At 71.9% G+C, this 17,936-nt stretch carries 17 protein-coding genes and 1 tRNA gene; 7 read left to right on the top strand and 11 right to left on the bottom strand.

The genetic code is table 11. The features are described 5' to 3' along the window. The gene (locus B056_RS0133780; protein ID WP_018506256.1) at positions 1-837 is read right to left on the bottom strand and encodes a helix-turn-helix domain-containing protein; all 837 of its coding nucleotides are present in this window, start codon (positions 835-837) and stop codon (positions 1-3) included. Between the two features lie 671 nt (positions 838-1,508). Then, a complete protein-coding gene (locus B056_RS0133775) occupies positions 1,509-1,706 on the bottom strand; it encodes a hypothetical protein (RefSeq protein ID WP_026240468.1) in 198 nt (65 codons plus the stop codon). 616 nt (positions 1,707-2,322) lie between these two features. Between B056_RS0133775 and B056_RS39885 the strand changes: the two genes are divergently transcribed. The 3 genes from B056_RS39885 to B056_RS0133760 all read left to right on the top strand — a co-directional run bounded on the left by B056_RS39885 (position 2,323) and on the right by B056_RS0133760 (position 6,860). Continuing rightward, on the top strand, positions 2,323-3,489 hold the full coding sequence (locus B056_RS39885; RefSeq protein ID WP_051105817.1) for a hypothetical protein: 1,167 nt from the start codon (positions 2,323-2,325) through the stop codon (positions 3,487-3,489). 291 nt (positions 3,490-3,780) lie between these two features. Continuing rightward, positions 3,781-5,352, top strand: coding sequence for a TldD/PmbA family protein (locus tag B056_RS0133765; protein ID WP_018506253.1), 1,572 nt, complete (start codon positions 3,781-3,783; stop codon positions 5,350-5,352). Next, positions 5,349-6,860, top strand: a complete 1,512-nt coding sequence (locus tag B056_RS0133760; RefSeq protein WP_018506252.1) for a metallopeptidase TldD-related protein — start codon at positions 5,349-5,351, stop codon at positions 6,858-6,860. The genes B056_RS0133765 and B056_RS0133760 overlap by 4 nt, the downstream gene beginning before the upstream one ends. Before the next feature lie 84 nt (positions 6,861-6,944). On the opposite strand, the gene B056_RS0133755 is transcribed toward B056_RS0133760, so the two are convergent. The 3 genes from B056_RS0133755 to B056_RS0133745 form a co-directional block, all read right to left on the bottom strand. Beyond that, complete coding sequence (locus B056_RS0133755) at positions 6,945-7,508, bottom strand: bacterial proteasome activator family protein (RefSeq protein WP_020572856.1); 564 nt, start codon at positions 7,506-7,508, stop codon at positions 6,945-6,947. A 101-nt stretch (positions 7,509-7,609) separates the two neighbouring features. Further along, entirely contained in the window at positions 7,610-8,602 is a 993-nt protein-coding gene (locus tag B056_RS0133750; RefSeq protein WP_076784829.1) for an NAD(P)H-quinone oxidoreductase, read from the bottom strand. 42 nt (positions 8,603-8,644) lie between these two features. Beyond that, positions 8,645-8,860, bottom strand: a complete 216-nt coding sequence (locus B056_RS0133745) for a hypothetical protein (RefSeq protein ID WP_018506249.1) — start codon at positions 8,858-8,860, stop codon at positions 8,645-8,647. A gap of 487 nt (positions 8,861-9,347) precedes the next feature. Here B056_RS0133745 and B056_RS0133740 point away from each other — a divergent pair, with 487 nt between their 5' ends. The 4 genes from B056_RS0133740 (at position 9,348) to B056_RS0133725 (ending at position 13,634) form a co-directional block, all read left to right on the top strand. Continuing rightward, a complete protein-coding gene (locus B056_RS0133740) occupies positions 9,348-10,250 on the top strand; it encodes a SigE family RNA polymerase sigma factor (RefSeq protein ID WP_154677375.1) in 903 nt (300 codons plus the stop codon). A 751-nt stretch (positions 10,251-11,001) separates the two neighbouring features. Continuing rightward, on the top strand, positions 11,002-12,054 hold the full coding sequence (locus B056_RS43365; protein WP_154677374.1) for a hypothetical protein: 1,053 nt from the start codon (positions 11,002-11,004) through the stop codon (positions 12,052-12,054). Positions 12,055-12,660: 606 nt separating this feature from the next. Then, positions 12,661-13,203, top strand: a complete 543-nt coding sequence (locus tag B056_RS0133730; RefSeq protein ID WP_018506247.1) for a hypothetical protein — start codon at positions 12,661-12,663, stop codon at positions 13,201-13,203. Further along, positions 13,200-13,634, top strand: coding sequence for a DUF3817 domain-containing protein (locus B056_RS0133725; RefSeq protein ID WP_076784828.1), 435 nt, complete (start codon positions 13,200-13,202; stop codon positions 13,632-13,634). Before B056_RS0133730 ends, B056_RS0133725 begins: the two co-directional genes overlap by 4 nt. Before the next feature lie 62 nt (positions 13,635-13,696). Here B056_RS0133725 and B056_RS0133720 read toward each other — a convergent pair whose 3' ends face one another. The 6 genes from B056_RS0133720 to B056_RS0133695 form a co-directional block, all read right to left on the bottom strand. Next, positions 13,697-14,545: a hypothetical protein gene (locus tag B056_RS0133720; protein WP_020572853.1), complete on the bottom strand. Its 849-nt coding sequence runs from the start codon at positions 14,543-14,545 to the stop codon at positions 13,697-13,699. 155 nt (positions 14,546-14,700) lie between these two features. Beyond that, complete coding sequence (locus tag B056_RS39015; protein WP_230203317.1) at positions 14,701-15,048, bottom strand: FDXHR family putative zinc-binding protein; 348 nt, start codon at positions 15,046-15,048, stop codon at positions 14,701-14,703. Between the two features lie 781 nt (positions 15,049-15,829). Next, positions 15,830-15,918, bottom strand: a tRNA-Ser gene (locus B056_RS0133710). 12 nt (positions 15,919-15,930) lie between these two features. Beyond that, positions 15,931-17,394: a tyrosine-type recombinase/integrase gene (locus B056_RS0133705; RefSeq protein ID WP_018506244.1), complete on the bottom strand. Its 1,464-nt coding sequence runs from the start codon at positions 17,392-17,394 to the stop codon at positions 15,931-15,933. After that, positions 17,391-17,555 (bottom strand): helix-turn-helix transcriptional regulator, encoded by a 165-nt coding sequence (locus B056_RS45630; protein ID WP_018506243.1) that lies wholly within the window; start codon positions 17,553-17,555, stop codon positions 17,391-17,393. Before B056_RS45630 ends, B056_RS0133705 begins: the two co-directional genes overlap by 4 nt. Before the next feature lie 44 nt (positions 17,556-17,599). Beyond that, a complete protein-coding gene (locus B056_RS0133695; RefSeq protein WP_018506242.1) occupies positions 17,600-17,809 on the bottom strand; it encodes a hypothetical protein in 210 nt (69 codons plus the stop codon). Positions 17,810-17,936: the final 127 nt, after the last annotated feature.

Genomic DNA, 17,936 nt, shown 5'->3' with positions numbered 1-17,936 from the left:
TCAGCCGTCGCCCTTCGGGCGGGCCAGGTCGGCGTACAGGGTCTTGTACCTGGTGAGGATCGTCTCCAGATCGTCCACGCCGCGGCCGGCGTACTGGTCGAAGAAACGCGTGTAGAAGTCGACGCTTTTCCGGTCGCGCAGGATCGTGGCGTCCATCGATTCCGCCAAAACGACGTTGTCGTCCAGAATGGTGAAACCCTGCATAGGCGGGTAGCCGAGATCAGCCGTGTCCGGAACCACTTTCACGGTTACATTGGAGAGCTGGGCGACAGCTTCGACTCTGTCGACCTGGTCCAGCATGGCACCCGGGGCTGCGAACCTGTTCCTGAACACCGTCTCGAATATCACGAACTCAAATTTTCGACTCAGGTCGTATAAGAGCTCCTGACGGCGTGCACGCAGGGAAACCGTCGCCGCGGTCTCGGCCGACTTGCTCTCGGCGTCCCCATGCGTGAGACTGAAGTACTCGCTGATCACCCGTCGCGTGTATTCACCGACCTGGAGCAGGCCGGGTATGAGGATCGGTTCCATGATCCGGATACGATGCGCACGCGCCTCCTCGGCGAAGAAATCATGCTGGCCGAAGGTGCCTCTGCGGGCGGGACCACGGGTCGCCCCGCCAATGCCCTGGTCCGCGCTCGCCTGGTCGACGAGGCTGGCGACAAGGGCCCGCGGCGCGTCCAGGGCGACGGCGATGCGCTCCACGTCCACGGGGGACGGCCGCACGACGCCACGCTCGATTTTCGAGATCTTCGCCTGGCTCATGTGAACCAGCGCTCCCAGCCGCTCCCCGGTCAGCCTCCGCTCACCGCGAAGCCGAGCCAGGACGATACCCACCGGCTCCCGGCCAGGTAGATCCCTGCTGCGCTCAGTCATTTCCTTCGCCCGCCGTCGGGACACCCGGGAGGCGGGTGGTGCCGGGAGGTGGTCCCTCGCCGAGCCCGGCACCACCCGATCTCAGGCCTGTCTTCGCTATATTTCAGTCGGGAGGGAGTCCACTGCGCGCAGCAGCAGCTCACGTGGGATCCGGACCCGGGCTTCCCCATCCGGGGGATCCTCGTGCGACCTCTGCTGCGGGATCACCCAACCCTGGACGACGACGTCGCCGCCGTCCGTTACGTAGATCGTCGGGCAGGCACCCCCGCTACAGGTGGCTATAGGCACGAGTTTCATTCGCTACCTTCCCCCCTCGCGCACGCGATCTACGCGAGTGTGCTGAGACTAGCAGGATTGGAACAGGAATAGGCGGCCAACCCCGCAGACTATGACGGGCAGCCGGAATACTACGGCGGCCGTGGACCGCGCCGGCTACCGGCGATGATGCCTACGAGGCATCCCGCGGCACCCCGCACATAGATCACCATTAGTGCAATCGACGCTGGTCACGGACCCACAAACACGATTGACACGCCGCAAAAAACCTACCCGGGAACAACCGGTGCGGCGACCGCGACAGCTCACCGGGCCTGCATTTACAGCGCGGCGACGGGAGTGGGCCCGGCGGCCCGCTAGGCGCCCAGACTCCGCACAGCGGCGATCAGGAGGTCCCGCGGGATCTCGACGAGATGCTCACCCGGAGCCAGTTCGACCTCCGCCTCGGCGGCGGAGACACCCGGCCCCTGGACGGCGATCGTGCCGGCCTCGGTCAGGTACAGCTGAGGGCAGGACGCTGATGCGCACGCGGGCGTGAGTGGGGTCATACGCATCGGGTCCGACCTCTCTTCGCATACCTCGACCACCGTCGCCGATCGACGTCACCGATCCGCCACTGCCACTGCCACCGGCACCGGCACCGGCACCGGCATGGTTCGGAAACCAGACATGGCACGCCCCGGACGGCTCGCCGTCCGCTATGACGGGATCATCGAATCGAGTAGACCACAACGGCGCACCACACTCACGGACTGCGACATCCTGCCGATCCGCACTTCCTGCTTGAAAAGCACCCAGAAGCACAAAAACAGGACGGGAAGTAGTCGCACAACTACCCGATGTTGAGCAAAACAGGCATTGGACGGGATTCGCGAAAGCTCGCCGATTATTCCGGCTTAACTACTTGCGATTCAGCGCCAGGACGGTCACGATTCGTGTAGGTCCTGGCGGTGGCCAGGACCTCAAGATCCTCCCGCACCCGAGGAGGTGCATGGATGTCTGGCACGGGGGCGTGGCCATCCACCGGACCACGATTGTCAACGCGGCCGTGGTTCCCCTCGTTCACGCCCGTCCAACCGTATGCGACACGGCGGAGTGCGCTTTCCCGGCCTGACCGAAAGGCCCGCCTGGAACGGGGCGGCACTGACACAGGGCACCGGGTGGCGTGAGATGACCGTGCTCACATCCATTGAGCCAGGAACTGACCTCTCAGTCGGGGACCTCGTCGTCGTCGGTGTGGGGCTCACCGTCGCCGCCGCCTGCCTCGGCAGGCTCCGCGCCGCGTTCGTCCTGGGCGTTCCCACACTCCTGCTCGCGGGGGGCGCGTCGATACTCGGCTGGCTACTCGACGGCACGGGCGGTGGCGGGAACACAGTTCCGCCAGCTCAGGGCCCGCCCATCGACGCCGCCATCACCGGCGGCGGCACGCGCTGGGGCGCCTTCCTCCTGACGGTGCTCGGCGCGGTGCTCATCGTCCTCGGTACGGTTGTGTGGGCGAGCTGGTCGAGGCGGCACGGCGAGCGGTTCGAAAACGGAAACGAGGCCGGACCGGTCCGGCGGCCGGATCCCACTGCGCCGCGGTGGACACATTCCGACCTCCCGGTATCCCTGTCGGAGCTGGACGACGATTCCTACCCCGATCTCCCCTCCCAGCACCGGGCGCCACCGGACCCGAACGCATGGGCGCCGGAAATCGCGCCTTCCGATGGCCGGGAGAGCCCGACGGGCGGGTTCGGCCAACCGCGGAGCCGACGGAATCACCGGGACCAGCCGGCCGACCCGTTCTTCGAGAACATCGCGGCCCGCATCGACCGGATCGTCGGCCTGTATCTGAACGCGGTGACGCCCCGGCCCGGTCGTCCGGCCCGTGTCGATCTGCTCGCGCCGGACGCCCAGTACTTCATCAGTGCACTGACTACAACACTGGACCTGTTCGGTGGCACGGCCCCGGCCGATCGGATGGAACCGCTCGTCGAAGCCGTCCGCGAGGTGGAACGCCGTTGGGATGCCGTCATCGGGATCCGGATCGGGCCGAACACGCCGGACGAGACCGAGACGTCCAGGGCACCGGCGGCGGCGCCCCGCCCCGCGACAGCGCCGAGGCACCGGCCGCGGATACCGCCCCGCCCCGCACCTCCCCCGCGGCCCGTGCTCCCGCCGGTGCCCGGCGGCGCGAACAGCGGCGGCGACCAGCGCCGCCGCAGGCTGCCGGGTGAGCATCCCGGGCGGAACCACCGGATCCGCCCGGAGCCCGACCGACCGGCGGAGCCCGACGAGCCCGGCAGTCCGGATGCGCCCGGCAGTCCGCGTGAGCCCGACCGGCCGGACCGCACCTGATCGCCTCTGACAGCTTCCGGCCGCCGGACCGGCCGCGGGCCCGCGGCGACCACGATGACCTGTCCGAATCGCAGATGACCTGTCCGAATCGCACCGACGTCCGATGTCGGTGCACGCGCGTCTCCGGGTCGGCCTCAGTTCGGGGGGAGACCGACCCGGAGACCACGTGCGCGCCTTTTCGTGGCTCTCCTTTGTGACTCCGCCGCCGGGTGCGGCATCCCCCGACCAGGTGATTCGGGGCCAGTCGCAGGCGATGGAGCGACCGGCGGTCGGTGAGGCCAGGATAGGAGCATGGCGACCTCCGTTCCCCGGGATCCGGCCGAGCCGGCCCTGCCGCCGCACGAGATCGACGAGGAGTTCCGCGCGCTGCCCACCGCGGCCCTCACCGACGCCGCGCTCCAGGCCGCCCGCGACCTGGGTGCCGCCCATGCCGACATCCGGATCGAACGTCTCAAGGAGTCGTCGCTGTCGTTCCGCGACGCCGGTCTGGAGAGCCGGTCGGACGGTGTCACCGCGGGCTTCGCCGTCCGGGTGGTCCACGACGGGACCTGGGGCTTCGCCGCCGGTGTCGACCTGACCGTGGACGAGGCCGTGCGGGTCGCCCGGGAGGCCGTCGCCATGGCCAAGGTGGCGCGTCCGCTGAACTCCGAACCGGTCGAGCTGGCCGACGAGCCCGTCCACGCCGGCGCGACCTGGGTCTCCAGCTACGCCACGGACCCGTTCTCGGTCGACCCACGCGATCAGGTCGAGCGGATCGGCGGGCTGTGCCGGTCGCTGTACTCCGCCGAGGACGTCGATCACGTCGACGGACGGTTCGCCGCCGTCATGGAGAACAAGTTCTACGCCGACACCGCCGGGACGGACACCACCCAGCAGCGGGTCCGCGTGCTCTGCCAGCTCGAGGCGACCCGGGTCGACCCGGCGGGTGGCTTCGAGTCCATGCGCACCATCGCGCCTCCGGCCGGCCGCGGCTGGGAGTGGCTGGTCGGCGGCTCGGCAGCCGGCTGCTGGGACTGGGAGTCCGAGATCGGGCTCATCCCCTCGCTGCTGGCCGAGAAGGCGAAGGCGTCGTCGGTGGAACCGGGGCGCTACGACCTGGTCATCGACCCGTCGAACCTGTGGCTGACGATCCACGAGTCGGTCGGGCACGCCACCGAGCTCGACCGGGCTCTCGGTTACGAGGCCGCCTACGCCGGGACGTCCTTCGCCACGCTCGACAAGCTCGGGTCGCTGCGCTACGGATCACCGGCGATGACCGTGACCGGCGACCGGACGGCACCGCACGGCCTGGCCACCATCGGTTACGACGACGAGGGTGTGCAGACCCGCCGCTGGGACATCGTCCGCGACGGTGTCCTGGTCGGCTACCAGCTCGACCGGCGGATGGCGGCGCAGAACGCGGCCGCGCTCGGCGTGGACCGCTCCAACGGCTGCGCCTTCGCGGACTCCCCCGGGCACGTGCCGATCCAACGGATGGCGAACGTCTCGCTGCTCCCCGCGCCGGGCGGGCCGTCCACGGAGGACCTGATCGGCCGGGTCGACCGGGGGATCTACGTGGTCGGCGACCGAAGCTGGTCGATCGACATGCAGCGCTACAACTTCCAGTTCACCGGGCAGCGGTTCTACGAGATCCGCAAGGGCCGGATCGTCGGCCAGCTCCGCGACGTCGCCTACCAGGCGACCACCACGGACTTCTGGGGCTCGCTGGACGCCGTCGGCGGCCCCGGGACCTACGTGCTGGGCGGGGCGTTCAACTGCGGCAAGGGCCAGCCCGGCCAGGTCGCGGCGGTCAGCCACGGCTGCCCGTCGGCGCTGTTCCGCGACGTCAGCATCCTGAACACGCGCCGCGAGGGCGGCCGATGAGCGAGGGGCTCCCGGTGACGGGGACGACACAGGCGATCCGCGCTTCGCACGAGATCGTCGAACGGGCGCTGGCGCTGTCCCGCGCGGACGGCACGATCGTCATCGCCAGCGAGTCGAGCACGGTGAACCTGCGCTGGGCGAACAACACGCTCACCACGAACGGCGCCGCGCGCGACCGTTCCGTGACCGTCATCAGCGTGATCGGGCGTTCCTTCGGGGTGCGCACGACCTCGACGGTGGACGGGCCGGGCGGCGGCGGCGATCTGGCCGGCTTGGAGTCGCTGGTCCGCGCCTCCGAGGCCGCCGCCCGCGAATCGGACGACGCCGAGGACTACAGCGGCCTGGTCGGGCCCGCCACGGCGGCGGTCGGCGGCGAGACCTTCACCGACCCGGCCGAGCGGACCAGCAGCGCGGTGTTCGCGTCCTTCGCCGGCGACCTGGCCGAGGCGTTCGGCGCGGCCCGGGCGCAGGGCCGGCGCCTGTTCGGTTTCGCCGAGCACGACCGCACCACGACCTGGCTCGGGACGTCGACGGGCCTACGGCTGCGGCACAGCCAGCCCACCGGCTCGGTGGAGTGGAACGCGAAGAGCGCCGCCCCCGGCGGCTCGGTCTGGCACGGGCAGTCCACCCAGGACTTCACCGATGTCGATGTCGCCGCGACCGACGCCCAGCTGCGGGCCCGGCTCGGCTGGTGCGACCGGTCTGTGGAGCTGCCGGCCGGCCGGTACGAGACGCTGCTCCCGCCCTCCGCCGTCGCCGACTTCATGGTCTACCTGTACTGGTCGGCGGCCGGTCGGGACGCCGCCGAGGGACGCACGGTGTTCAGCCGCCCCGGTGGCGGGACGCGCGTGGGCGAGGCGCTCGGCCCCGCCGGCCTGCGTCTGTGGAGCGACCCGGCGGCGGCGGGCCTGACGACCGCGCCGTTCGTGACGGCCGGGGCGTCCTCGGCGACGTCGAGTGTCTTCGACAACGGGCTCCCGCTGGGCCCGACCGACTGGATCCGGGACGGGCGTCTCAACGCGCTCGTCCAGACCCGCTCGTCGGCGCGCGCCGCGAGCCTGGCCGCCACGGCCGCCGGGCCCGACGGCGCCGGAAACGACTCCGGCGGCACCGGCGCTGCCGGTCAGCGCGTCGCCGTGACCCCGTTCGTCGACAACCTGCTCCTCGACGGTGGTGGCACCGCCACCCTGGACGAGATGATCGCCTCGACCCGACGCGGCCTGCTCCTCACCTGCCTGTGGTACATCCGGGAGGTCGACCCGCAGGTTCTGCTGCTCACCGGCCTCACCCGGGACGGCGTCTTCCTCATCGAGGACGGCGAGGTCGTCGGAGCGGTCAACAACTTCCGGTTCAACGAGTCACCGGTGGACCTGCTGGGCCGCATCGCCGAGATCGGTGCCACCACCCGGACGATGCCGCGGGAGTGGGCCGACTGGTTCACCCTGGCCAGGATGCCGGCGCTACGGATTTCGGACTTCAACATGAGCTCGGTGAGCCCGGCCAGCTGACCCGCCCGGCGCCGGCCCGTGGGCGCCGCCGCGGGCCGGCGCCGCCCACGGCGCCGTGTCACCACGGCGCCGGCGCCGGCAGCGTCAGAGGTAAGTGCCGCCGAACGGCTCGTTGTCGCTCTGCTGCTGCCCGCTCGGCAGAGCCCGGCGGCGCATCTCCTCGAGCTGCGCCCGCGCCGCCATCTGCTGGGCGAACAGCGCGGTCTGCAACCCGTGGAAAAGCCCCTCCAGCCAGCCGACGAGCTGCGCCTGGGCGATCCGCAGCTCCCCGTCGGAGGGGGTCGAGTCCTCGTCGAACGGCAACGACAGGCGGTCGAGCTCCGCGCGCAGTTCCGGGGCGAGCCCGTCCGAGAGCTCGGTGATCGAGCTCTGGTGGATCCGCCGGAGCCGGACGCGGCTGGCGTCGTCGAGCGGCGCGGCCCGCACCTCCTCGAGCAGCTGCTTGATCATGGTGCCGATCCGCATGACCTTGTCCGGCTGGGACACCATGTCGGCGAAGGGGTTCTTGCCCTCGCCCGGCCCGGCGGCGCCGCCCCGGCCACCGCGCCCCGCGGAGGGCGTGAGCGGGACGCCCACCGCGCCAGGGACCTCCTGGAGGGCACCGTCCGGGCCGACGACGACGACGCGGGGTTCCGGTTGGTCTGTCATGCCCACCATCCTGCCCTCCTGGCCGGACGAATCCACCCCGTGGCGCGGCGGACATCTCGTCCGGTCACGGCGCGTCCACGCCGACGGCGAGGTCGCCCGGCTCAGCCGCCGACCGTCATGATGACCTTGCCCACGTGCCCGGAATCCTCGAGCACCCGGTGGGCGGTGGCGACCTCGGTGATCGGCAGAACACGGTCGATCACCGGCCGGATCCGCCCGGCGGCGACCTGTGGCCAGAACTCCTCGCGCACTCCGGCGACGATCCGGGCCTTCTGCGCGTCCGGGCGGGCGCGCAGCGAGAGCGCGTGCACACTGGCCCGCTTGGGGAGCAGGGCGCCCAGATTCAGGGTGCCCCTGGTGCCGCCCTGCAGCCCGATCACGACGAGGCGGCCCTCGGTCGCCAGCAGATCCACGTTGCGTTCCAGGTAGGAGGCGCCCATGTTGTCGAGGATGACGTCGGCGCCGTGGCCGTCGGTCTCCGCTCGCACCCGGGCGACGAAGTCCTCCTCCCGGTAGGAGACCGCGATGTGCGCGCCGAGCTCACGGCAGCGGGCGAGCTTCTCCGCGCTGCCCGCCGTCGTGGCGACCACCGCGGACGGGCGCAGCGCCCGAACGGCCTGGATCGCGAACGTGCCGATACCCGACGCGCCACCGTGGACCAGGAACACCTCGCCGTCCGCCAGGGCCGCGCGCTCGAAGACCGTCGAGTGCACGGTGCACGCGACCTCGGGCAGGCCCGCGGCGTGGATCAGGTCGACCCCCGCCGGAACCGGCAGGAGCTGGGCCGCCGGGACGTTGACCTGGGTCGCGTAGCCGCCACCCACCAGCAGCGCGCACACCTCGTCACCCGGGGCGAAGCCGTCGACCCCCGGGCCCACCGCGGCCACCCGGCCGGAGCACTCCATTCCGATGATCTCGGTCGCGCCGCGGGGCGGCGGGTAGAAGCCCTGCCGCTGCAGGAGATCCGCCCGGTTGACGGCCGTCGCCACGATGTCGACGGTGACCTCACCGTGGCCGGGCGGCGGGAGATCGGGCACCTCCGACCAGCTCATGACGTCGGGTCCACCGGGAGCGCTCACCGTCACCGCATGCACGGACCTCACTGTACGGCGCGGGCCGGGTGCGCCGGCCCGAGCTCAGACGGGTTCCGGCTCCGGTTCCGGCCGTTCGGGGGCCGGCGGGGTGAACGGCGACGGCTCGTGCGGCGCGGGCGGAAGGTCGGGGGTGTCGGGAAGCAGCGGCCCCGGATCGTCGGGGATCGGGGCGTCCGGATCGAGCGGGGGCAGGTCGGGCCGCCGCGGGGTGGCGACCGGCGCGCGCGTCGGGCCGGGCGACTCCAGGACAGGCGGCACTCGATCAGTCAGCGCAGGCATAGACACCGACTACCCCACACCCCGTCCGTGGGAAACATCGCCGTTCAGCTCGGTGGCACCCCTGCCCCCGGCTGCGACGGGTGCCGCCGGCCCCGCCACCAGAGCCCGGGACGGGTACCGCAGGTCACGCTCCCGGAGGGAAAACGAATCCACCCAGAAGGCGATTTAGTCGGGATGTACCCCTTTCGCGATACTTCCGGCACGGAGTACCGTCCGGTCGAGCGGCGATGTCGTACCTGTTAACTAAGGATCTCCCGCGGCCGCGGCGGAGACACCCGTGGACACACGAGTATCGCCAAGACCAGCCGTGGGAGTGTGCCTGGTGAGTGTGGACAGCGCCGCGGACGTCGGCGTCCATACGCCGCGTCTGCCCACCGGCCGGACGCGTCCACCACGACTGGACCAGAGCGTGGGGGCGCACCGTGGACGCACACCGCACTGGTTCCCGGACCCCATGGCCACGAGCATGAGCACCGATGCGGCCGCCGGCAGCGGGGCCGCCCCGGCCCAGCGCCCGGGCTCCGACGACGGGTTCACCGGCTCCGAGGGTCGGCTTCCGGGCCGGCACCCGGACCCGGACGAGGTGGGGCCCAGTCTGGAGGACCCCGGGCCTGTTCCGGTCGGGGCCGTTGCGCTGGAGGCTGCCGGCTGCCCGGGGCCGCCCCCGAACGCCCGGGTCGAGTTCCGGGAGTTCTTCGAACATCACCACCGCGAGTTGGCACGTTTCGCCTACCTGCTCACCGGCGACCACGACGCGGCCGACGACCTCACCGCCGAGGCGCTCACGGCCGCCTGGTCCAAGTGGGACCGGGTCAGCAGCGCGGACAGTCCCCTCGCCTACGTGCGTCGCATCGTGGCGAACCTGGCCACCAGCCGGCTGCGACGGGTGATCCGGGAACGCCGGGGAATGACCGTCCTCGGCATGCTGGCCGAACACACCGAGCACGCGCCGGACGACACTGACGTTCCCGCCGCCGTCGACCTGCGCGCCGCGTTGATGACGCTTCCGGCCAGGAAGCGGGCCTGTGTCGTGCTGCGGTACGCCTTCGACCTGTCCGAGGCGGACACCGCCCGGACGCTGGGAATCTCCGTCGGAACGGTCAAGAGCCAGACCTCCAAGGCGGTGGCCGAGCTCGAACGGGCGCTCGGCACCCGGCCCGAGCTGACCCACTCCGACCCCCCGGACGACACGTCGGCCCGAAAACAGGACGCCCGCCCGCCGGCTCCGCAGACACCGCGCCGAGCCGGTGCCACCCGTGGCCGCCGGCGGGCGACCGGCGGTACGGATCCGGCGAGCGTCGCCCGGTCGGCGCTGAACCGGCTGCGCGACAGCGAGGCACCCGGACGGCTCCGCGGCAGCGAGGGCTGAGCGCACTCCCGAGCCCCCAAAGCGCACAGAGGAGCGGCCACAAGCGCGTTCCTCCGGCGGGGTGCCCTCGGCTCCTGGAGACCTCACGCCACGGCTGTGTACGGCGGTGAGTGGCACCCACGACGATCGCGGGTCTCATAATGGACATGTCATGATCAGGGACCGTTTCATCTCGAGCTCTTCCCGCCGCCGGGTGGACGGTCACGGCACCGCGGGCGATCAGGCTGGCACCCGCGATCGAACTGACACCGGCGATCGAACCGACACCGATGATCGAGCGGGGACCGACTCGGCGGCGGCCACGGTGCCCGTCGGCGACGACTCCGCGGCAGCCACGCCGCCGTCCTCCCAAGATTTCACCAGCACGTTGCGGTCCCTGATGGCCCGCGAGCTCACGGAGCACGATCCGGACACGGAACGCATCCGTGCCCGCATCGCCGCACTGGACCCGTCGGCCGCCGAACACCTGGGCCGCACCTCGCCGCCGGTCGAACACCCGGCGATCTCGGCGATCCCGACGCCGAGAACGACCCCGCGGACAGGCGCGGTGCCGCCCGCGACGGCATCTCGGCCGACAGGACCGCCCGGAGCCACCCCTCCAACGGGACCAGTCGCACACCCACCCGGGACCGCGCGAGCCGCGCGGAACACGCGGAACACGCGCCAGCACCGCCCACGTCGGACGCGGGCACGGCTGCTCGTCCCCACCACGGTCGGCACGGCCGCGGTCGCCCTGGTCGGTGTCGTACTGGTGAGCGGCACCCTGTTCACCTCCCGACCGGACACGGGCACCGTGACGGCCGCGCCGACCCGGATCCCCCGCGGGGCCGCCGCCGACGGCGGGGGCACGCCGCCGGCCGACCGCCCCGGCGCCGTCCCCGCTCCGGGCAGCACAGGGACGCGGAGTCCCGCGCCCGGCGACGACAGCCCGGCCGGGCTGACCCCCGAGGGCCTCTCCTCCCAGGGCGCGGGCCCGGATGCCGGCCCGTCCGGCGCGGACGGACCGGCATCCGGGTCTGACCAGGCAACGGGCGGATCGGTGCCGCCGAACACCGGGCCGGGCAATGGCGACGACAACGACGACAGCGACAACAGCGACGACAACGGTGCCGGCGACGCCGTTCCCCGCCGTAACGACCCACCCCGCTCCGGCGATCGGGACGGCTCCGGCTCCGCGGACCGCCGCTCCGGCGCCGGCACACCCCCGGGTCGCGACGGCGCGCGGCGCGACTCCGGCGACTCCGGAGGTTCAGAAGGCTCCGGAGGTTCAGCCGGCTCGGGCGGCGTCAGCGCGTCCGCGGTGCCGTTCGGCCGTGGCCAGGAGGTGAGCCTGCCGACGGCGGGGTGCCTCGACTGGGTCCTGTTCGGCGCGGGCGGCGTCCAGACCCGGGCCGACCTCCCGCGGCCCGGGATCGGCACCACCCGGATCGAGCGCGGCCCCGGATCGGGCGCGGGTGGATACGCCAACCGCTTCGCGTGGAGCGGCGGCCGGCCGGTCAGCGCTGGTTCCCGCGACGACGATCGGCTGGCCGTCGAGGGCACCGCGCGGCTGGACGTGGCCCTGGCCAGCCAGGCGCGGCGCCTGGATCTCTATCTGGGTTCCGCTGACGGCGGCGTGCGGGTCACGGTGGGCGATGACCGGAACGCCTGGTCGCGCAGCGTCGCGCTGAGTACCCGGCAGCGGGGCGAGGCCGACGGGGTGCTCTCCGTGTGGCTTCCCCGCGGGCAGGGGTCGATCGCCGTGACCGTGGCGGCCGGCTCTGGCGTCGGGCTGCTCACTCTCGCGGCAGCGGTCCTCTACTGAGAACCGCCACCGAAGAACTGCCACGGGCGACTACCGCCGACTGCAGCCGACTACCGCGGGCCGGGTTCCGGGCTCCTCAGGCGCACCGGAAAGCCGTCAACAGGAAGACACCCTCCACACCAGAAAACCAGCCAAGCCCCTCCGGTAAATCATCTGGCACAACAGAAAAAAACATTGCGAGAGATGGCAACCTGGCACGTGGTCCGGAGCGACTGGACATGTGAACGCACCGCCGTACTCCGCGCCAGGTTGCGGTGGTCGTTCCGGCCCGCCCGATCCCCGCTACCCCCCCCAGCCGGGCGGGCGGGCCGCACACAGCGCGGAAGCTCGAAACATCAGGTACCCAGCCGGCAACCAGAAGTGCCCTCCGCCGAGCGGTACCCGAGCCCCGCGTGGTGGGAGGGCTGCTTTCCGCCCGTCAGGCCCTCCCACCACACCTCTCCCCTGGCGCCTGCTCGCCGGCCCGGTCGGGCCCAGCCCGATGACCTCGACCGGGTCACACATCGCCCGGTCGGACCCGTCGGAGCAGCCCCGACGGGAGGCGTCCACCACGTCCGGATCGCCTGTTGTACCCACCGGCCCAACCCGGCGGGTAGCGTCGGTCCCGTGCGCAGGATCCTGCTCTCCCCGTGGTGGCTCGCCCGGCACGCGCTCGCGCTCTTCCTGATCGGGCTCTTCCTCCGGATGGGCGTCTGGCAGTGGACGAAGGGCGAATCCGATCACGGCAGCATGCAGAACCTCTTCTACGGGGTCGAATGGCCGGTGTTCGCCGCGTTCGTCGTCTACTGGTGGTACCGGATGATCTCCGAGGATCTCCGCCCGCGCGATCCTGACGACCCGGGGCCCCAGTGGGGCAAGGCCGGACGCATCGCGCCCGAGGCGCCCGTTCCGGTGGGCGGCGCCCCCCTGAACGGACCAGGCCCGCTCGTCGCCGTACCGCGCCAGGGAAAGGCCGGAGCCGTGGCGGTGACCGCGCCGCCGGCCCGGTCCGGCCGTCCGACGGCTGGCGGCCTGACGGCCGGTGACCCGACGGCCGAGGTCGAGACCGACGAGGACCGCGAACTCGCCGCCTACAACCGCTACCTGGCGTCGCTGTACGAACGCGACGCCGCCGGCTCCGACAACGACACCGAGGGAGACCGCCGGTGACGGCATCCTCCGACCCCGTGACGTCACGGCCGGCCGCGCCGGCATCCGGTCGGCCGGCAACGCCCGGTGGGGGGCGTTCCGCGCCCGCCGCGGTCAGGTCCGCGCTCCTGCGCTACCGGATCATCGCCTATGTGGTCGGCGTCGTCCTGATCGCGCTGGTCGTGGTCGGAGTGCCGCTGAAGTACCTGGCGGACGAGCCCTCCGTCGTGGCGGCCATCGGGCCGATCCACGGCGTGCTCTACATGGTCTACCTGGCGGCGACGCTCGATCTCGCGAGCCGGATCCGCCTGCCGGCCAGCCGGACCGTCCTGGTCATGCTCGCGGGCACGGTCCCCTTCCTGTCCTTCGTGGCGGAGCGGAAGATCGCCGGGCTCGTCCGGGCCGGCCTCACCGGAGCCGCCGGCCCCGGCACCGGTCGGGCACCCGCCTAGGCACCACGGACCCCGTCCAACAGCACCACGGCCCCGTCCAACGGGCCCCGTCCAGCGCCCGGTCAGGTCGCCGGGACGTCGGCCTCGCTCCCCCGCGGCTCGGGAAGGTTCACGAACGGCGGGCGCCGGATCCTGGTCGCGACGGTGACGGGAAGGGTCTCCCCGGCCGCCAGTCGGCGCGGCCGAGCGAGTCCGAACGGCCTGGCCGCGAGGACCTGAGCCCGTTCCATCCCGAACGCGAAGTACCGGCCGTCCGACCAGACCACGAACTCGTCCGCACGCCGGCCACCGCGACTCACGATCATCCGCCGGCGGCCCGGCTCCCAGATGATCGCCAGCAGATGCTCCCCCAGCGTCCCCAGCGCGCGCTGGCCGGCCGCCCGGTACGCGCGCATCAGCGCGGACGCGACTCCCGAACCGTGATCTCCGTCAGCCGCCCGGTCCCGGCCCCGGTCCCGGTCTCCCCGCGGCCCCGGATCACCGAGCTGGTCGTCCACGGCCGCGCCATCACCACTGTTGCCGCTACCACCGTTGCTGCTACCCGGATCGCGCGGATCTTCCTGACGGCCCCGGGCGCCCAGGTGGACGGTGCCCTCGGCCGGTCTCACCCCGCGTGGCGACATCGGCCGCCACGAACCCCGTGGCCGCAGCACGGTCACCGATCCCACCCCGGGGACGCCCCGCCCGCCCGCGCCATGCTCGGCGATCACAATGACCAGCCCGGCCGGCCCCACCAGCACGGACGGCATCGAGCCGGCGGCGTTGTCAGCGGCCGTCACCACCCCGAACGGACCGTCCAGGTGCACGCGACGCGCGGCGGGCAGACCGATCGAGGAGGCCGCGAGCATCCCGGTCAGCGCCGAGCGACGGACATCCGCGCCGTCCAGCCGCAGCAGCCCGCACACGGTCATGCCGTCCTCCCGCCCCGAGCACGCCCCAGCGGAACGCCCAACCGCGCTCCCGCGCCGGAACGTAGCAGCTCGAGGACCCGGTGACCGGGCCGTTGCGCCCGATGGGCGACTCGTCCGCGCCGGGGATGCCCCGCGAGGCCCTCAACCGGTCGGAGTCAGGCGACGTTCCACTCGTCACGGGCGGCGTCCACGGGACCGTCGGACCCGGCCTCCATGCCCTCGGCTGGACGTCGACGCTGGTCCGGGATCCGCTTCGCCCTACGCGGGGCGATCTCGGGCGCGGCCGGACATTCGACGAGATGATCATCGAACCCGACTGCCGACGGCCAGAGCTGATGACACGCCCGGCAGTGGGCCGCGTCGAGATCAGACCAGTGCTCGGCGCAGCCGCCACAGCTCATCGCGGTGGGGAAGTCACGCAGGCGGGCGGGCTGACGGGAGGACTCGATCGGCATGGGCAGCGCCTGCTGGGCGGACGGGCCCGGACGGACCGGCAACGTCACCGAAACGGCACGTGGGGCGGGGTTCGGCGCGAGCGGGGCCGGGATCGCGCGCCGACCGGTAGAGCGGCGGGGAGGCACCGGGCCATCCTGTCGTACACCGGCACAAGCGTCACGCAACCGGGCGTCGACTCTTCAGAGTTCTTGTTCGTACGGCCCGACTTTGGCCCTTCCAGGCGGCCGCGCAGGCCCGCTACCTGGGCTCCCGCGCGCAGGACCGCGTGATCGGGCCGCCGGCCCATCAACGGGGCGCGTCCACCTCCCGGGGGGACCCGGCCTGATCGGGTGAGGCCGGACGATCACTTCGCCAGCCCCGGCGGGGTATTCACCAGTCCCGGCCGGATGGGTGTGGTGGGCACCGGATCCCCCCGGACTGGTGCCCACCACCTACCGCACGCCGCCGCCCCCGTGCCGGCGTGCGCCCAGGCCGCGGGTGTGATCGGACGCCGGCCCCCCGACCTGAGCGTCCTACCCCCCGTCACCCGCCTGCCATCACTGAGTCTGCCGGTACACCCCGACACCGTCACGACCCCAGATACGCCGCCGGCCCGACCCCCGCCCAGGGGTCCGGACCATCCGGGAGATCCCGCACTGCCGGACCTGTCACCTCGGCTGGAAAGGTGATCGGCTACGTCGATCAGCATCGCCGGCGATCAGGACCGGAACCACACCGCATCCGCCGCGGGTCGGGTCGGGTCGGACGGACCCGACCGAAAACCACGACAACCCTGAACCCGAGATCGCGGCTTCAGGACTGTCTCCGATGTCCTGAGACATCACAATGCGGAGGGCGTGGGATTCGAACCCACGAAGAGGATCACTCCCCTTAGCGGTTTTCAAGACCGCCGCCATCGGCCACTAGGCGAGCCCTCCTGACCTGCGGTTTCAGCCCGGTTGGCCCCGATCGTCCGTGGGGTCGTTCCGCGCCTGTTCCGCGTGACCGTCCGTGCCGTCGCCGGCCGGGTGGTCAAGGTCGAGTATCGCAGCTTCGGCGCCGGGTGTGCCGAGGGCCTGTTCGATCGAGCCGTTCGCGATGACCTCCTGGCCGTCCAGGCAGTTCGCGTACACCTTGAGCAGCACCGCGACCCCGTGGCCGAGCCGCCGCGCGACCTCTGTTGCCGGCACCCCGGAGTTCAGCCACAGGGTGGCCGCCGCGTGCCGCAGGTCGTACGGACGCCGGGCCAGCGGCGACGAGGCCTGTTCCGCGCTCAACCCGCTCACCCGCGCCGTCCGCCAGACCTTCGCGATCGTGTGGTTCTGCAACGGGCCGCCGGAGCCGGTACGGAACAGCCGCCCGTCCTCGGTCACGCCGTGGGTGGTGATGTGGGAGCGCAGCAGCGCCACCAGCTCCGGCGGGATCGGAACCGGCCGCACCGTCTTCACGGCACGGTGCTTGAGCTGCCGAGCATCCCGGGCCGCCCCGTCGTCCGTCCAGCGCACCCCCGCCCGCGGTTCGGAACCGTCCAGGTCGAGCCGACCCCAGCCGGATTCGGGCAGCAGGCACGACGAGCGGCGCAGCGCCACGACCTCCGACGGGCGCATCCCCGCGAAGTACATACAGCCGTAGAACGCCACCAGGTGCCGACCTGTGGCCCCCTGGTCGCGGACCGCCCGGAGCAGCGCCCGTACCTGGTCAGGATTGGCGACCACCCGCCGGTCAACCGTCTGTGCGACCTCCGGTGCCGACCACTGCACCCTTGTCAGCGGATTCTCGGTGAGGTCGCCCCGTTCCACCGCATACCGGAGAGCATTGAAGAAGACGGCCCGCTTGCGCCGTGCCGTGGTCGCCGCCGCCGGTCGCCCGGTGAGGGTGGTCGACACGGCGTGCAGGGCCTTGCGCACCGTGTCCGGTTCGGCGACCGCCGACATCGGCAACGAGGCCTGTTCCAGCCAGTCCAGCGCCTCAGCGAACTCCGGTGGCGCCTGTCCGTCCCGACCGGTCGGAGTGAAAGCCCAGCCGAAGAGGGCCCGCCGCAGGACGTCATCATCCGGCCGCCCGCGGACGTTCGTGGTCAGCGCGATCGTGAGCGTCGTGAGCGCTTCCGCCATCGAGCGCCGGGAGGTCGCCGCCGCGTGAGGCCACTTCATCTCGGCGTAGGCGCAGGCGTGCACGTACCACGTCCGTTCGTTCAGCTTCTGGGCCTCATCGACCGGTAGGCCGGACGTCTCATCGAAGGCGACCCCCTTGCGCGCTTTGGTGACGAGACGGGAGCGGAAGCCGTCCGCGAGAGCCTTGGTAAGGAAGGTCCGCGACTTCTCCCGTCCGGCTACGACCCAGCGCACCTGGTACGGCCGGCGCTTCCCCTCCAGTTTCCGAACGTCCCAGAAGCGGACGTCGAAGCTGCTCATGCTGCGTCCTCCTCCAGCCCGTTGAGCCAGGCGTCAAGCCAGGAACGCCGGATGCGGACGTCTCCGTTCGGAAGCTTCACGGAGCGGGGACCGAGCCCCATCTGACGCCAGCGGTAGAACGTCGACCGCGGGACACGGACCTCCGCGGTCACGTCCGCCACGGTGAGCCATTCGTCCTGGGAAGATTGCTTTCCGGTCCTATTGATCACGCGACGTCCAGCGGGTTGCCGTCGGGCCATTCGATGTTGTCGCACCACGCGCAGCCGTAGCGGCTCTCGCCCATGTCACAGGCGAACTTGGACTCGCCGTCCGGCTGTGGGTAGAGCCGGCCCTGTCGGACGCGGGCGCGGTCGAGGTGCTCCCGGAGAGCCTGTTGCAGGCTCATCGTCGGGTGTCCGTCGTGGTCGGTGGGCATGACGAAGTCAGCTCCTTGCCGAGGGAAGAACGGGGAGGGGCACGCGGGCCGCAAGTGGCGTCGCCCGGTGCGGTGGGGTTTCCGTTCTCTGGCGCTGGGATGGTCTGCCGGGGCGCCGGCCGCGTCC

This window comes from Parafrankia discariae (assembly GCF_000373365.1).
Taxonomy (GTDB): Bacteria; Actinomycetota; Actinomycetes; order Frankiales; family Frankiaceae; genus Parafrankia; species Parafrankia discariae.
This window is presented reverse-complemented; position numbering and strand designations above follow the sequence as displayed.

What these genes read in the sequence shown, in the direction of transcription:
- B056_RS0133775 (WP_026240468.1), bottom strand. Translation starts at nt 1,706, where the DNA reads ATGCGTATGACCCCACTCACGCCCGCGTGCGCATCAGCGTCCTGCCCT.
- B056_RS39885 (WP_051105817.1), top strand. Translation starts at nt 2,323, where the DNA reads ATGACCGTGCTCACATCCATTGAGCCAGGAACTGACCTCTCAGTCGGG.
- B056_RS0133765 (WP_018506253.1), top strand. Translation starts at nt 3,781, where the DNA reads ATGGCGACCTCCGTTCCCCGGGATCCGGCCGAGCCGGCCCTGCCGCCG.
- B056_RS0133760 (WP_018506252.1), top strand. Translation starts at nt 5,349, where the DNA reads ATGAGCGAGGGGCTCCCGGTGACGGGGACGACACAGGCGATCCGCGCT.
- B056_RS0133755 (WP_020572856.1), bottom strand. Translation starts at nt 7,508, where the DNA reads ATGACAGACCAACCGGAACCCCGCGTCGTCGTCGTCGGCCCGGACGGT.
- B056_RS0133740 (WP_154677375.1), top strand. Translation starts at nt 9,348, where the DNA reads ATGAGCACCGATGCGGCCGCCGGCAGCGGGGCCGCCCCGGCCCAGCGC.
- B056_RS0133720 (WP_020572853.1), bottom strand. Translation starts at nt 14,545, where the DNA reads ATGACCGTGTGCGGGCTGCTGCGGCTGGACGGCGCGGATGTCCGTCGC.
- B056_RS0133705 (WP_018506244.1), bottom strand. Translation starts at nt 17,394, where the DNA reads ATGAGCAGCTTCGACGTCCGCTTCTGGGACGTTCGGAAACTGGAGGGG.
- B056_RS0133695 (WP_018506242.1), bottom strand. Translation starts at nt 17,809, where the DNA reads ATGCCCACCGACCACGACGGACACCCGACGATGAGCCTGCAACAGGCT.